We start from the raw sequence: 14,928 nt of genomic DNA on the forward strand, positions 1-14,928 counted from the left end.
GGGTTGGGGTGGGCTGACTTTTTTCGTACTTTTGCACTCCAAAATAGACTGAAGTGGCTAAAATAGGAAATATAGATGTAGGAGACTTCCCGTTGCTGTTAGCACCGATGGAAGATGTGAGTGACCCGCCATTCCGCGCGCTTTGCAAGGAGCATGGTGCCGATGTGGTTTACACCGAGTTTATCTCTTCAGAAGGACTTATTCGCGATGCAGCGAAAAGTACCATGAAACTTGATATTTACGAGAAAGAACGCCCGGTAGGTATTCAAATTTTTGGAGCCAACCTGGAATCTATGCTGCAATCGGTAGAAATTGTTGAGAAATCTAATCCCGATATTATTGATATTAATTTTGGATGCCCCGTTAAAAAAGTGGTTTCCAAAGGTGCCGGTGCCGGGATTTTAAAAGATATAGATCTTATGGTTTCGCTTACAGAAGCCATGGTAAAGCATACTAACCTTCCAATTACTGTAAAAACCCGCCTGGGTTGGGATAACGATTCCATTAAAATTGTTGAGGTTGCCGAAAGATTGCAGGATGTTGGTTGCAAAGCCATTTCTATTCACGGGAGAACCCGTGTACAAATGTATAAAGGCGAAGCCGATTGGGCTCCAATTTCTGAGGTAAAGAACAATCCACGAATGCATATTCCGGTTTTTGGAAATGGTGATGTAGATACGCCTGAAAGAGCTGTAGAAATGCGTGATAAATTTGGTCTTGATGGGGCCATGATTGGTCGTGCTGCTATTGGTTACCCCTGGTTTTTTAGAGAAGTAAAACATTATTTTGAAACCGGTGAGCATTTACCGTCTCCAACAATGATAGAGCGTTTAGATGCTGCAAGGCGTCACCTGCAAATGGCGATTGACTGGAAAGGAGAGAAGTTGGGTGTTTTTGAAACCCGAAGACATTATACCAATTACTTTAAGGGTATTCCTCATTTCAAGGAATACCGAATGAAAATGGTAACCAGCGACGATGCTGTAGATGTTTTTGCTGCATTTGATGAGGTTGAGCGAGATTTCTCAGATTTTCAGTTTGCTTAATTAAATTTAAGCCACGAATTCAATAATTTTTTAAACAATTAAAAGCTCCTCCCCTTATTTTCAAGGGGAGGTGGCCGATAGGTCGGAGGGGTTTTATGTTGCCGAGTTTTTGTGTTTTTATTTTGTTGGATGTTTAACCACCCCTTTCTTCAGCTACGCTGAATTCATTCCCCTCCTTGAGAAGGAGGGGAGCCGTTATCTCCGTCATCCTGAATTTATTTCAGGATCTACTTATTTAACAAGTATGAATTCCGATTTTATTTATACGTTTTTAGAAACAATAAAGCTCCTCCCTTTATTTTCAAGGGGAGGTGGCCGATAGGTCGGAGGGGTTTTATGTTGCCGAGTTTTTGTGTTTTTATTTTGTTGGATGTTTAACCACCCCTTTCTTCAGCTACGCTGAATTCATTCCCCTCCTTGAGAAGGAGGGGAGCCGTTATCTCCGTCATCCTGAATTTATTTCAGGATCTACTTATTTAACAAGTATGAATTCCGATTTTATTTATACGTTTTTAGAAACAATAAAGCTCCTCCCCTTATTTTCAAGGGGAGGTGGCCGATAGGTCGGAGGGGTTTTATGTTGCCGAGTTTTTGTGTTTTTATTTTGTTGGATGTTTAACCACCCCTTTCTTCAGCTGCGCTGAATTCATTCCCCTCCTTGAGAAGGAGGGGAGCGTTTAAAGTTATAAGATTCGTGTATTCGTGGCCAGCTAAAATACCAGAGGGATTTTAAACCGCCCTTAAAGCTTTCCTACTACTTCCGGCAGCAATAAAAGAAGCGATAAGACCTAGAATCCCTATGGTAAAGATTACAATTAGGATATTTTCTAAAGTAATAGCTACGGGATAAGGTAGGCTTGGTGTGATCATAACCAGGTTAAATTGTAGTTGCAGATAGACCAATAGAATTGCGGCTGATAGGCCTATGGCACCTCCAATAATCGTCATAAGCATTCCCTGGGTAAAGAAAATCTTTTTGATCTGGCGCTCAGAAGCACCAAGATTAAACAAAGTTTTAATATTCTCCCGTTTATCCAGGATCACCATAATTATAGAACCGGCTACATTAAAAAGCGCGATAATTAAAACCAGGGTGAAAATAAGGTAGACCGCGAGATTTTCGGTATTGAGCATTTTATAGAGCATCTCGTTAAGTTGTGCCCGGTTTTTTATAGTAATGTCATCACCAAGAAGCTCTTTGATTTCAGCGGTAACTATGTCGGCATCAGCATCTGGACTGATTTTAATTTCTACACCAGAAAAAGTATTTTCATCCAATTCTAAAAGATTTCGTGCAAAAGCAAGATTAGAGAACACATATTTATCATCTAATTCTTCGTTCACACTGTAAATTCCGCTAACAATTACTTTTTCCTGGTTAAAAGCCTGGCCCGGGTTTAAGCCGGTTATTTGACCTTTTCCGGGACGGGGTACCATAACGTTTAATAGATGCTGATAATTAAAAATACTAAGCCCCAGTTTTCTGGAAATGGTATTACCAACCACCACCTGGGCTTCGCTATTGGTTAACCAGGAACCGGCAATCGCGCTGTCTATTTGGGTGACCTGCTGGTAATTTTTATCTACGCCTTTTATAAACGCCGTGTGGTTCTTATTGCGGTAATCCAGAAAAATACGTTCTTCTATGATTTTACTAAAACTTGAAATTCCTTCAATTTCAGCTAATGCTTCGGCTTTATCTTCGGGGATTTGCAATGTTTTTCCGCTTGACGGCAATATTTTTAAATCGGGATCAAATTTATTGGAAAAAGAAAGACTAAAATCTTTGAGTCCGGCGAAACCCGAGAGTACTATAAATAACGAAAATGCCCCTGCAAATACGCCTATAGCTGCAATAATGGTAATGATATTAATGGCATTATTGCTGCTTTTGCTAAAAAGATAGCGCCTGGCGATGTAGAAGGGGAATTTCAAATTAAGATTTTTTCCGGCGCTCCAGTAAGTCGGGATCTGCTATAGGATCTTCTTCGCCTTTAATAGACTTTTCTATGTTTTCTATATACTCCAGCGAATCGTCCAGAAAATAATTGATTTCCGGCATTCTGCGCAGCTGATGTTTAGTGCGCTGTGCCATTTCGTGCTTTATCTTAGACTTACCAAGGTTTATTTCTTCTATAACTTCCTGCGCGTGTTTGGGCGGAAAAATACTGATATAAGCCTTCGCGATAGAAAGGTCTGTAGTTACTTTTACTTTAGAGACCGAAATAATCACTCCTGTTCTCCCGGCATCTTTAAGGTTCTTTTGCAGGATATCGGCTAGATCGCGTTGCAAAACTCCTCCTATTTTCTTTTGTCTGTTTGTCTCTTCCATAGGGCAAAAATACTATAATAAATTGGTATACTCCTAAATGTAAAAAACTATGCGTACAAGTCTTAATTTTGAATTATACCATTCTTAAATATTTGACTTGTTCATTTTTTCCATTGATGAAAAACCCTTCGGCTAAGCTCAGGATAAACCAAGCCAAAAAATCTAGGCTTACGAATCTTTATCTAAATTTTATGCTCGTTTCCTAAATTTTAGGAACTCGCCAATTAAGCTGCTGCTTACATGAAAATTTATGTTGGCTCAAACAGCCTAAAATTTTGCGGAAACTTCACTTCAAATTTCACGATAAATTTTTGATAGGCCAAAATGAACTTATTCAAAAGCAACCTAAGTAATACCGAACCTATTGGAGTAAAGATGTTGTGTTTTCTTTTTAAATTATAGAAGTTTACCGATTTTGAATATATAAAATTAGAAGTTTAACTTGCTGTATCTACTTAAAAAATTAAAAATGAAGAAAATTGAACATATTGGAATTGCCGTAAAAGATCTTGAAGCAGCAAATGCCACTTATAAAGCGGTTTTAGGGAGTAAGCATTATAAAACCGAAACCGTGGAAAGTGAAGGCGTGAGTACTTCTTTCTTTAAAATTGGAGATAGTAAAATTGAATTACTCGCCGCCACAAATCCTGAAAGTCCTATCGCAAAGTTTATTGAAAAACGCGGTGAAGGTATTCACCACCTTGCTTTTGCGGTAGATAATATTAAAGCTGAAATTGCCCGACTTGAAAAAGAAGGTTTTAAACTGATAAATACAAAACCTAAGGAGGGAGCCGATAATAAGCTGGTGGCTTTTATGCACCCTAAAAGTTCCCACGGGGTTTTAGTAGAATTATGCCAGGAAAAGTAAGCGAAATTCTAAAAGCACAGCTCCGGAATAAAAAGTGATGAAGGAAAATTGGATTTAGTCTTGCAGAGATTGAAAATATGTACTAATATTGCACTCCTAAAATTCGGGTATTGTTGCAATACTTGAATTGGTCCTATAGCTCAGCTGGTTAGAGCACTTGACTCATAATCAAGGGGTCCCTGGTTCGAGCCCAGGTGGGACCACAGAGAATACATCAGAAACCCTACAGACAGTACGTTTGTAGGGTTTTTTTATTTCTAGGAGACGTATAATTAGTTGCAAAGTCAATTTCCCTACTCTTAGAATTTTAACCTATATTTAAACGTAAGAATAATTTTATAATACCAAATGAGAAAAATATTTGAAATTGTATGTGATTCCTGTAGAAATAAAAATTTAGTTGAAATTGAAGCTTTAATTAATACAAATAGTTTTCTTCCTGGTTCGGAAAAGAGTATTCTAAAACTTTTAATAAGAAATAATGTTGATACCGCTAATGTGTTAGAATTAAGAAAAGCTGAAGAAATGGGTAATTATTTTATTACAAACGGCTGTGATGATCCTGAATACATTCAAAATAGAATTAAAAAAATTAAAAAGAGGTTAGAAGATATCGACAATTAATTTTTTCCCACCCTATGAAAAATAAAATACTCGTTTTTATACTTTTTGTAATAGTTATAGGTTGCAAAAATCAAGAAGACTTATTAATCCAGGAGGAATGGATTCTATTCAGTAGAATAAATTTTAATCAAGAAAATTATTCTTCTGACACCCTTTTTTTTAATAAAAATGATCGAGTTCTTAGTTTGAGATTTGCCAAGGATGGAAAATTACGAGTGAGAGAAAATGACCAAATGCCGAAAGGTGTTTATTTCTGGAGCGAAGGAATGTATGAGAATGAAATTGTATTGGATGAAACAGAGGCATATCCGTATTATGAAATATTAGAATTAAATAGCAAAACTTTAAAATGGAGAGAATTTGCCAGTCCCTATTCTAAAGAAAAAATTATAGATACGTATAAGCATCCTGACGATCCCATATGGAATGAATCTAAAGGCGAGGCTACTAAGTATATTATCAAAGGATTTTAAATCAAGTAAATAAATTATTTAACCTGTTTAAGAAAATAAACTTTATAATAACTAACCAGAGAAACTATGAAATTATCTATTATTAATCTATTTATGGTTATCAGCTTCTTTACATCTACAGTTACTGGTGATATTTCAAAAGACAAGATAACCATTAATTATAATTCAGATGAAATTCAACGCCCTCCAAAATTTGTGTTAACAGAAATTAATGGAAGAGAATTAGAAGAAAGAGCCTTCTTCACTATCAAATATGATAACACTTTTGAATTGAAATTATCTGATGGGACAATCTTTAAATATGTTCCTTATAAACATTTTGGGGACGAACCTTTATGTAACATCGCAGCTAAAGATAAACGAGGTTTAATTACCGCAATTTGCATTAAAAAACTTTCCGGAAATAAAGTTAAGATTATGATTGAAAATGATGAAATGATTAGCAACTTCAAAGGTTACAAACAATAATTGATTGGAATGAGGAATAAAGCTTTCTATTCATCAGAATCATATCTCTTAGAAGATATTCTTATTTTTTTCATCTAAATGACGATAGGGAGATAAAGCTTTTCTGGGGAGGTCAATCATTTTAATTTGTAGAAAGGTCGATCTATATGATCTTTAACCTCAAATTCTTTTATTACCGCATTTAAACGCATGAAGTTGTCTGTATACTCCGTAGTAGTGTAAAAGTCTGTGTAGCGTTCTGAAACACGCTTAGAACAGTTCCAAACCTGACATTTAAATTTTGAGATAATATTATTCCAACTTTCCTAAAATTGGCACCTTCAAAAGCAGTTATTTAATTAAGCTTTTTTATTTCTTTTAGCTATATTTAAAGATTTGAAAAAGAGGTGTCTGGAGTAAAATGAACTTGTGAATCTTGAAAAGCATAGAATAGATTGAGGTTTGAAATACATTATTTTTTACAAAAAATAATTCAAGCTTAAGTTTTGACTGTAAAACCAAAATATATGAAATCACCAAAAGCTCCCGGAGTGTATCTTCAGGAAACAGCCTCTTTCCCGGTTTCGGTTAGTAGTGTACCCTCGGCAATACCGGCATTTATAGGGTATACCCAAGAGGATAGCCTGCGTAACATTCCTACCAAAATTAACTCCCTTCAGGAATATAGAGATAAATTTGGCGGTGCACCCCTGCAAGCTTTTAGCCTTAAATTAACCGATATTTTTACCAATGCTAAACTTAGCTCAAGAACCTATACTGTAGACGACCCCCATCCCGGTATTTTTAAACTTTACCATAGCCTGGAATTATACTTTAGTAATGGCGGTGGTCCCTGCTATATAGTTTCGGTGGGCAATTATAAGGCAGAAAAAATTGAAGTTGGAAAAAGAGATCCTCTGGAAGGATTGCTTGGAGGTATTAAAGCTACAGAAACCATAGACGAAATTAGCCTTCTTGTTTTTCCGGATGCTATAAGCCTGGCTAACCAAAATGAATATGGCTTTGTGGTAAAAGACGCTTTGGCATTGTGCCATAAACTTAGGGATAGGTTTACTATTTGTGATGTTTATGATAATAATTCCCCTTCGGCTATAACCGATTTTAGACAAGCTATCGGGACAAATTATCTAAAATATGGAGCTGCTTATTATCCTTCATTAAAGACGGCTTTTAACTATACAGCCAATGAGGAAAACTCTGTGATTATCCATACTAAAATTGAAGATACTGGTTCCCCGGTCAATTCTCGCTTCCATAAAAAATCTTTGCGCGAAGTAAAAGACCTGGATCATTTGGTGTACCACGGTTTTGAAAATGAAATAAAAAATAAATATATAAGTCTGCCGCCATCAGGGGCCATTGCAGGGGTGTATATGAGTGTGGATACCCAAAGGGGTGTTTGGAAAGCCCCGGCTAATGTAAGTTTAAATTCGGTAATAGAACCTACTGTAAATATCACCCAAAATCAACAAGAAAGCCTTAATATAGATGCTATCGCAGGAAAGTCTATAAATGCGATTAGGACTTTTTCCGGTAGGGGAGTTTTGGTTTGGGGCGCAAGAACTTTGGCTGGTAACGATAACGAAAGCAGGTATGTTTCTATGCAAAGATTATATATAAACATAGAAGAATCTGCAAAAAAGGCAATACAACAATTCGCATTTAAACCTAATGCATTACCTACCTGGGCGAGCGTGAAAACGATGCTTGAAAATTACCTTCTAAATTTATGGCGGGAAGGTGCCCTGGCAGGTGCCAAGCCCGAACATGCCTTTTTTGTAAAAGTAGGCTTAAATGAAACCATGAGCTCTCAAGATATTTTAGAAAATAAAATGATTGTACAAATAGGTTTGGCCCCAATAAGACCGGCAGAGTTTACTATTCTTAATATTTCCTGTGAGATGAAAACTTCTTAAATTTTAAAGCACAATACTTATATCTCTTTTTCTTCAATTTTATTGCTTAAACCTACAATTTGTCCAATACTAGTTTCAGTACTTTCTACAAGAATATACCGCTTAAAATATAAGCATGTTGGTAGGTTATTCTTATTGATGGGTATATTTGAATAGATATAACTAACCCTGGTTTTATGATGAAGCAGAAAAAATCAAGAAAGCCCTGGCCAACTAAGGATGCTATGGTTCAAATTTATGAGAACAAGCTTTGGGGCGGGGACAAGTCATTATATTATTCGGGTTTAGGTTCACATCATCCTGAAATGGTAAATCCGTATTTGGAGGCTTTGTCTTCTTTTTTAGATGATTTTGAAACTTCCCCGGTAGTTTGTGATTTGGGGTGTGGAGATTTTAATATTGGAAAGGAACTAGTAAAGTACACCAAAAAATACATCGCGATAGACATAGTTCCAGATCTTATAGCGTATAATAAAAAGGAATTTAAAGCTGAGAATTTGGAGTTTCACGCTCTGGATATTGCAAAAGATACTTTGCCGCCGGGAGATTGTGCGATCCTCAGGCAGGTGTTACAACATCTATCTAATGCCGAAATAAGGCGTGTGGTAGAAAAATTATATGATTTTAAATATATAGTGCTAACCGAACATTTACCCGAAGTAGATTTTCTACCCAATAAAGATATTATCTCGGGGCAGGGAATCAGGCTAAAAAAGCAAAGTGGAGTAAACCTTTTAGCGTCTCCGTTTAATTTTAAGGTCAGGGAAGAAAGGTGTTTATTATCTTTACAATCCCGGGACTTTAAAGGACTTGTAGTTACTACGTTGTATGGGGTATAAATCTTAGGCCTGGATATTAGATGTATAGATTAAGCTGCCTTTCACAGTTTTAATTTTAACCTCCGGTCTTTTTAAGGGATTCCAGCAATACTTAAAATATGATTTGAATCAGCCTAACTCATTTTAATACTTCATTAATTTTTTCATTATTGTTCAATTAGTTAATTTAATTTTTTAATTAAAACTTGATAAAAATGGCCCAAAATACGAATGCTATCTCCTTTGATAAGATTTGGAGAGATATGGAGTTCCTAACCAACTGTTTCCGGCAGGTGTTGAAAGAGCTTGGACAAGATGAACTGGTAGATTTAATATCGCCAGATGGCTCTAAAAACAAGATGCCTGATGATATAAAATTGGAGAAAAAACAGGTGCAGGTCTTGAGTATGTACTTGCAGCTTATGAATTTGGTGGAGGAGAATGCGGCCGTACAATACCGTAGGCAACTTGTGAATAATAATGGAATGCAGGCAATAAGGGGTTCCTGGAGCGAGACCTTTCAACGATGGAAATCCCAGGGGATTTCCCAGGGCCAGATGCAAGAAATTATGAAGAAAATAAGTGTGACTCCTGTACTTACCGCTCACCCTACCGAGGCTAAGAGAATATCTATACTGGAATTACACCGGGAGATCTATCTCAAACTCATCAAGTTGGAAAATAACGCCTATTCCTCGGCAGAAAGAAAGCTTATTGGCGATGATATTATGACTCTCCTGGAAAGATGGTGGAGAACCGGGGAGATCTACCTGGAAAAACCAACAGTAGAAAAGGAAAGGAATAACGTGGTGCACTACCTTAGTAAGGTTTTTCCTTTAGCACTTAAAAAAACCGATATTCAACTTAAGCAAAGCTGGGCTGAAATGGGTTTTGATCCCGAAAAACTTATTTATCCAAGACTGCAATTTGGCTCCTGGGTGGCTGGAGACCGGGACGGGCATCCATATGTTACTTCTGCTATCACCGAAAATACCCTTGTAGAACAAAGAAAAACGGCTCTGGAATTAATCTATAGCCAGTTAAATGAGCTCGTTTCACATCTTAGCTTTTCAAAAAAACGAAATCCCACACCAGAGATCTTAAATAATGCAATAGAGAATAAGCTGGACCTATTAGGAGAATCTGGCAAAGTGGCTGCGGAAAGAAACCCTTATGAACCATGGCGGCAATTCCTGGCGTTGATGCTGGTGCAGTTAACAAATACAATGGAAGAGCAAAATTTCCAAAACCAGGAAATTTATAATAGTCCGGAAGATTTTCTTGAAGATTTACTAGTTTTAAAGTCCTCCCTACTGGAAATAGGTGCTAAAAGAATTGTTGAGGATCTTATTTTTCCAACAGAACGTTTGCTGCAGTGTTTTGGGTTTCATTTGGCTCGTTTAGATATAAGGCAAAACAGTGAATTCCATGACAAGGCAATGGAGCAAATTTTAAAAGCTACCTATCCAGACCTCCCGGAATATAGAACCTGGAGTGAAGAGGAAAAGATTGAATTTTTAACCGAAGAATTAAAAACGAACCGGCCATTTGGCATTGCAGGTAAATCTTTTGAACCGGAAGCAGATAAAGTATTGGATTGTTACCGTGTGGTAAGAAATCATTCTGAAAAATACGGTCCCCAGGGAATAGGTGCTTTTATAATAAGCATGACCCGCGGTTTAAGTGATCTCCTTCTGGTGTATGTGCTTATGAGGGAAGCCGGCCTTAGCTCTAATACTTTCCAGGTAGTTCCTTTATTTGAAACTATTGACGACTTGTTGGTTTCGAATAAAGTTATGGATAGTTTTCTAAAACATCCCGCTTACAAGCAAAGTAAAGATGGAGTACAGGAAGTAATGCTGGGTTATAGCGATAGTAATAAAGACGGAGGTATTATTGCCAGTAGATGGCATATTTACCAGGCAGAAGAAGCACTTACCAGAACAGCGAAAGAAAATGATGTACGCTTTAAATTCTTCCACGGGATTGGAGGTACTATAAGCAGGGGTGGAGGTAAGTATCACCGTTTCCTTGAAAGTATGCCGCCCGGAAGCCTAAGTGGGGAAATTAAATTAACAGTACAGGGAGAAACTATTTCCCAGCAGTTTGCAAACCGACTTACAGCGAGTTATAACCTGGAGATGTTACTTTCTGGTACTGCCTTGCAAACGGGGCATAACAGCTTTCCACAGCGCGCAACCACTTACCCTGTGGCAGCTTTGCGAAAATTGGCTCAATATTCTCAAGAGAAGTATCAGGATTTGATACAACACCCTTCTTTTCTGGAATTTTATGGAGAGGCAACGCCTATTGATGTATTAGAATTAAGTAAAATAGGATCTCGCCCTGCACGTCGTACTGGTACAAGAACCCTGGGAGATTTACGAGCCATTCCGTGGGTTTTCAGCTGGAACCAATCGCGATTTAATATTACAGGTTGGTTTGGAATTGGATGTGCACTGCAAAAGCTAAAAAAAGAGGATAATGAGAGCTATATGCAGCTTAAGGAATTTGCTGAACAATGGCCTTTGTTACGCTATATTCTAATTCAAGTGGAGACTAATCTAATGAATGCTTCGCCAGCTATAATGAGTCTTTATGCCGATTTGGTTAAGAGCGAAGATGTAAGACAGGAACTTACAGAGATTATTAAAACCGAACATTCTGAGAGCCTTGCCCAGATAGATGCTATGTTTGATGAAAGCAGGGAAGAACGCCGTCAAAGTCTGCTGGACAACCTTAGCCGAAGAGAAGATGCTTTAATGGCGCTACACCATTTGCAAATTAAGAATCTTAATCTATGGAGGGAAAGCAAGGACCGTAAGGAAAGTAACCAGGTAACACTTTTACTGGAAATAACAACAGCCCTTGCTAGCGGACTTAAAAATACCGGTTGATAACAGCGTTTTTTAAGGATTTGGTAGCTAAAAAAAATGAAAATTCTTAAAACTATTTTTTAAACAGAATTTTTGCCCGGTTATATTCATAGTTCATTCTTGCGATTGTGAGCACCGAAATATTTTCCGGGCATTCAACCTGGCAGGCTTCAGTATTACTGCAATGGCCAAAATTTTCTTGTTCCATTTGATCTACCATTGCCATTGTTCTGGAGGCGGTTTCTTTTTCACCCTGTGGTAAACGTGCCAAATGGGTAATCTTAGCGCCTGTGAACAAAGCGGCACTCGAATTTTTACAACTTGCTACACAAGCCCCACAGCCAATACAAGCTGCAGCGTCAAAAGCACTTTCGGCTTCTTCATAGGTAACAGGAATATTATTAGCTTCCGGTGCCTGGCCTGTATCTACTGAAACATATCCGCCAGATACGATAATATGGTCCAGAGATGAACGGTCAACTTTCAGGTCCCGTACCACTGGAAAAGCACTTGCTTTAAAAGGTTCTACATAAATGGTATCACCATCTTTAAATTCCCGCATATGCAACTGGCAGGTGGTTGTATTCTTAAGGGAACCGTGGGCTATTCCATTAATCATTACTCCACATTGGCCACAAATGCCTTCTCTGCAATCATGATCAAACTCTACAGCGCGATCTCCTTGCTTTACGAGTTTGTTATTAAGCATATCTAACATTTCCAAAAAAGACATATCCCTGGTCACATCCTCCAAAACATAATCACAAAATTCACCTTTGTCTTGCCTGTTCTTTTGTCTCCAAATCTTTAAAATTATCTTCATCCTAATGTTTTTAATTCATTGCTGTTTTTAAAATTTCTTTCCCAATTATCTTAATTGCAAAAGCATGCAGTTTCCTATTTGTAGCTTCTTATGGTTGGGGTCACTGTCTCAAAAATTAATGGTTCTTTTTTGAGATTAGGAGCAGAAATATTTCCGGTCCATTCCCAGGCTGCGGAATAACTGAAATTTTCATCATCCCTTCTTGCTTCGCCTTCTCCCGTCTGGTGTTCTGCTCTAAAGTGAGCACCACAGGATTCTTCTCTTTCCAGGGCATCTATACACATAAGCTCTGCCAGTTCCATATAATCTGCAACCCTTCCAGCTTTTTCCAATTCGCTGTTAACCTCTTTTGCATCCCCGGGCACCATAAGATCTTCCTCAAACTCCTTTCTTATTCTACGTATGTTTTGAATTGCTTCCTCCAGGCCTTTTTTGGTTCGGAGTAGGCCGCATTTATCATACAATTCCCTGCCGAGAATTTTATGGAAATCTTCTGCTGTTCGTTTTCCTTTACAGCTTAAAAATCTTTCCATTTGCCTGTTTACTTTGTCTTCTGCTTCTGCAAAGGCAGGATGGTCTATTGGAGGTGTTGATCTATCTGTCTCATTTCCAATATAATTCTGTAACGTATAGGGTAGTACAAAATACCCATCTACACAGGCTTGCAATAGAGAATTAGCTCCCAGTCTGTTTGCACCGTGGTCAGAAAAATTAGCTTCACCTATAGCAAAAAGCCCTGGAATAGAGGTCATAAGTTCATAATCTACCCATAAACCTCCCATAGAGAAATGGGCAGCCGGAGAAATTTTCATCGGTTCTTTATACGCGTCTATTCCTGTGATTTTTCTATACATGGTGAATAAGTTCCCATACCTTTCAGCAATAATATCTTTTCCGTTTTCTTCAATAGCTTTTGAGAAATCCAGGTATACCGCATTCTTTAAAGGACCTATACCTTTTCCCAGGTCTATTTGTTCTTTTGCTGCCCTGGACGCAATATCCCTTGGTGCAAGGTTCCCGAAAGATGGGTATTTTCGCTCCAGGTAATAATCCCTCTCTTCTTCGGGTATTTCTCCGGGAGGTCGCGTTTCACTTTTTGCTTCGGGCACCCATATTCTTCCATCATTCCGAAGGGACTCACTCATTAAAGTTAGTTTAGACTGATATTCTCCACTTTGTGGCAGGCAGGTAGGATGAATTTGAGTCCAACTGGGATTAGCCATATACGCCCCTTTTTTATGAGCCCGCCATATAGCCGAAGCATTGCAGCCCATGGCCAGCGTAGAGAGGTAATATATCTTACCAAATCCGCCGGTAGCAAGAACTACAGTATTTGCGGCGTATCGTTCAATTTCTCCGGTGTCCAGGTTACGTGCAATTATTCCGCGCGCCTTGCCATCAATGAGTACCAGATCTAGCATTTCGTGACGGGTATAAAGCTTTACCTTACCTTTTTTTTGCTGCCTAAGTAGTGCCTGGTAAGAACCAAGAAGTAGTTGTTGTCCGGTTTGTCCCCGTGCATAAAAAGTTCTGGATACCTGCACTCCGCCAAAAGAACGGTTCCTTAGATATCCCCCATATTCTCTTCCAAAGGGAACACCCTGGGCTACTGCCTGGTCTATAAGACTTGCAGAGCATTCGGCTAAACGATAGGTGTTTGCTTCCCGGGATCTAAAATCCCCTCCTTTAATAGTATCATAGAACATTCGGTATACGTTGTCACCGTCATTCCTGTAATTCTTGGCGGCATTTACGCCTCCTTGTGCGGCTACAGAATGTGCTCTTCTTGCTGAATCCTGAAAACAGAAGCTTTTTACATTATACCCCATTTCTGCGAGGGAAGCAGCGGCTGAAGCACCCGCCAGACCGGTGCCCACTACGATCACCTCAAACTTTTTTCTGTTATTTGGACTCACTAATTTTGCGGTTGCCTTATAATTGCTCCATTTCTCAGCCAGCGGTCCTGCCGGTACTTTAGTGTCTGTTATTTTAGTCATGTCTGGTGATTTATATAAATGAAAATCGGAATAATAATATAGCCTATGGTAATTACAAGCGCGAAAATAATTCCCAATACCTTAATTATTGAGTTATAAACCGGATGGTATAAACCTATGGATCTGTGGGCGCTAAAGACCCCATGAAGTAAATGGTAACCCAGGGCAACTATTGCTATCACGTAAAGAATTACATACCATAATTGTTCAAAAGATACTATTACCAGTGTATAAAGGTCTTTATTGCCATTCTCATCTAAAGGCAGTTCACCGAATTTATACCTATACCAGTAATCTTTAAAATGGATAACTAAAAAAACAAAGACTATTATTCCTAAGGCCATCATATGCCGGGAATACCAGGTGCTTGCTCTTCCCCTCTTGTCTTTTGAACAGGAAACTCCATTGGCCTTTTTTCGCTTTATTCCCAGATAAATAGCATCTACAGTGTGAAGAATTATACAGGCATAAAGAACAAAAGAAATGAGTATTACCAGGGGATTGCCACCCAGAAATTGGCTATAAGCATTGTACTGCAGTTTAGCCTGCACTTCTGGAAGCAGGAGTTGCAAATTTCCGGCAAGGTGGACGATCAAAAAGAATGACAGAAAAAGACCGGTTAAGGCCATAAGGTTTTTCCGTGTAACTGAGTTTTTAATAAACCATATCATAGGTAGAAGGTTTTAT

Annotated in this window: 13 protein-coding genes and 1 tRNA gene; 9 read left to right on the forward strand and 5 right to left on the reverse strand. The window is 38.3% G+C overall.

Going from position 1 to position 14,928, the window contains the following annotated elements:
* Nucleotides 1-53: 53 nt before the first annotated feature.
* Nucleotides 54-1,046 carry a tRNA dihydrouridine synthase DusB gene (dusB, locus tag B5X51_RS06900; protein ID WP_079720275.1) on the forward strand — a complete coding sequence of 331 codons (993 nt, stop codon included), beginning with the start codon at nucleotides 54-56 and terminating at the stop codon, nucleotides 1,044-1,046.
* A 729-nt stretch (nucleotides 1,047-1,775) separates the two neighbouring features.
* Here the strand turns inward: dusB and B5X51_RS06910 are convergent.
* Together B5X51_RS06910 and rbfA are read right to left on the reverse strand one after the other, a co-directional pair.
* Entirely contained in the window at nucleotides 1,776-2,981 is a 1,206-nt protein-coding gene (locus B5X51_RS06910) for an ABC transporter permease (RefSeq protein ID WP_079720279.1), read from the reverse strand.
* A 1-nt stretch (nucleotide 2,982) separates the two neighbouring features.
* Nucleotides 2,983-3,378: a 30S ribosome-binding factor RbfA gene (gene rbfA / locus B5X51_RS06915; protein ID WP_079720282.1), complete on the reverse strand. Its 396-nt coding sequence runs from the start codon at nucleotides 3,376-3,378 to the stop codon at nucleotides 2,983-2,985.
* A 469-nt stretch (nucleotides 3,379-3,847) separates the two neighbouring features.
* Here rbfA and mce point away from each other — a divergent pair, with 469 nt between their 5' ends.
* The 8 genes from mce to B5X51_RS06955 all read left to right on the forward strand — a co-directional run bounded on the left by mce (nucleotide 3,848) and on the right by B5X51_RS06955 (nucleotide 11,442).
* Entirely contained in the window at nucleotides 3,848-4,246 is a 399-nt protein-coding gene (gene mce / locus B5X51_RS06920; protein ID WP_079720284.1) for a methylmalonyl-CoA epimerase, read from the forward strand.
* Between the two features lie 129 nt (nucleotides 4,247-4,375).
* Nucleotides 4,376-4,449 (forward strand) — tRNA-Ile (locus B5X51_RS06925).
* A 145-nt stretch (nucleotides 4,450-4,594) separates the two neighbouring features.
* Nucleotides 4,595-4,870, forward strand: a complete 276-nt coding sequence (locus tag B5X51_RS06930) for a hypothetical protein (RefSeq protein ID WP_079720286.1) — start codon at nucleotides 4,595-4,597, stop codon at nucleotides 4,868-4,870.
* Nucleotides 4,871-4,884: 14 nt separating this feature from the next.
* A complete protein-coding gene (locus tag B5X51_RS06935; RefSeq protein WP_079720288.1) occupies nucleotides 4,885-5,343 on the forward strand; it encodes a hypothetical protein in 459 nt (152 codons plus the stop codon).
* A 66-nt stretch (nucleotides 5,344-5,409) separates the two neighbouring features.
* The gene (locus B5X51_RS06940; protein WP_079720289.1) at nucleotides 5,410-5,811 is read left to right on the forward strand and encodes a hypothetical protein; all 402 of its coding nucleotides are present in this window, start codon (nucleotides 5,410-5,412) and stop codon (nucleotides 5,809-5,811) included.
* A gap of 506 nt (nucleotides 5,812-6,317) precedes the next feature.
* Entirely contained in the window at nucleotides 6,318-7,727 is a 1,410-nt protein-coding gene (locus B5X51_RS06945) for a phage tail sheath family protein (RefSeq protein WP_079720291.1), read from the forward strand.
* 179 nt (nucleotides 7,728-7,906) lie between these two features.
* Nucleotides 7,907-8,566, forward strand: coding sequence for a class I SAM-dependent methyltransferase (locus tag B5X51_RS06950; RefSeq protein ID WP_079720745.1), 660 nt, complete (start codon nucleotides 7,907-7,909; stop codon nucleotides 8,564-8,566).
* Between the two features lie 194 nt (nucleotides 8,567-8,760).
* A complete protein-coding gene (locus tag B5X51_RS06955) occupies nucleotides 8,761-11,442 on the forward strand; it encodes a phosphoenolpyruvate carboxylase (protein ID WP_079720292.1) in 2,682 nt (893 codons plus the stop codon).
* 52 nt (nucleotides 11,443-11,494) lie between these two features.
* Here the strand turns inward: B5X51_RS06955 and B5X51_RS06960 are convergent, their stop codons facing one another.
* From B5X51_RS06960 to B5X51_RS06970, 3 genes are all read right to left on the reverse strand, one after another.
* Nucleotides 11,495-12,244, reverse strand: a complete 750-nt coding sequence (locus tag B5X51_RS06960) for a succinate dehydrogenase/fumarate reductase iron-sulfur subunit (RefSeq protein ID WP_079720294.1) — start codon at nucleotides 12,242-12,244, stop codon at nucleotides 11,495-11,497.
* Between the two features lie 74 nt (nucleotides 12,245-12,318).
* Nucleotides 12,319-14,241: a fumarate reductase/succinate dehydrogenase flavoprotein subunit gene (locus B5X51_RS06965; protein ID WP_079720296.1), complete on the reverse strand. Its 1,923-nt coding sequence runs from the start codon at nucleotides 14,239-14,241 to the stop codon at nucleotides 12,319-12,321.
* Nucleotides 14,238-14,912 carry a succinate dehydrogenase cytochrome b subunit gene (locus B5X51_RS06970; protein WP_079720298.1) on the reverse strand — a complete coding sequence of 225 codons (675 nt, stop codon included), beginning with the start codon at nucleotides 14,910-14,912 and terminating at the stop codon, nucleotides 14,238-14,240. The genes B5X51_RS06965 and B5X51_RS06970 overlap by 4 nt, the downstream gene beginning before the upstream one ends.
* Between the last annotated feature and the right edge of the window lie 16 nt (nucleotides 14,913-14,928).

The sequence above is a fragment of the Salegentibacter holothuriorum genome, assembly GCF_900168045.1.
GTDB lineage: Bacteria > Bacteroidota > Bacteroidia > Flavobacteriales > Flavobacteriaceae > Salegentibacter > Salegentibacter holothuriorum.

What these genes read in the sequence shown, in the direction of transcription:
- rbfA (WP_079720282.1), bottom strand. Translation starts at nt 3,378, where the DNA reads ATGGAAGAGACAAACAGACAAAAGAAAATAGGAGGAGTTTTGCAACGC.
- mce (WP_079720284.1), top strand. Translation starts at nt 3,848, where the DNA reads ATGAAGAAAATTGAACATATTGGAATTGCCGTAAAAGATCTTGAAGCA.
- B5X51_RS06930 (WP_079720286.1), top strand. Translation starts at nt 4,595, where the DNA reads ATGAGAAAAATATTTGAAATTGTATGTGATTCCTGTAGAAATAAAAAT.
- B5X51_RS06935 (WP_079720288.1), top strand. Translation starts at nt 4,885, where the DNA reads ATGAAAAATAAAATACTCGTTTTTATACTTTTTGTAATAGTTATAGGT.
- B5X51_RS06940 (WP_079720289.1), top strand. Translation starts at nt 5,410, where the DNA reads ATGAAATTATCTATTATTAATCTATTTATGGTTATCAGCTTCTTTACA.
- B5X51_RS06945 (WP_079720291.1), top strand. Translation starts at nt 6,318, where the DNA reads ATGAAATCACCAAAAGCTCCCGGAGTGTATCTTCAGGAAACAGCCTCT.
- B5X51_RS06950 (WP_079720745.1), top strand. Translation starts at nt 7,907, where the DNA reads ATGAAGCAGAAAAAATCAAGAAAGCCCTGGCCAACTAAGGATGCTATG.
- B5X51_RS06955 (WP_079720292.1), top strand. Translation starts at nt 8,761, where the DNA reads ATGGCCCAAAATACGAATGCTATCTCCTTTGATAAGATTTGGAGAGAT.
- B5X51_RS06960 (WP_079720294.1), bottom strand. Translation starts at nt 12,244, where the DNA reads ATGAAGATAATTTTAAAGATTTGGAGACAAAAGAACAGGCAAGACAAA.
- B5X51_RS06965 (WP_079720296.1), bottom strand. Translation starts at nt 14,241, where the DNA reads ATGACTAAAATAACAGACACTAAAGTACCGGCAGGACCGCTGGCTGAG.
- B5X51_RS06970 (WP_079720298.1), bottom strand. Translation starts at nt 14,912, where the DNA reads ATGATATGGTTTATTAAAAACTCAGTTACACGGAAAAACCTTATGGCC.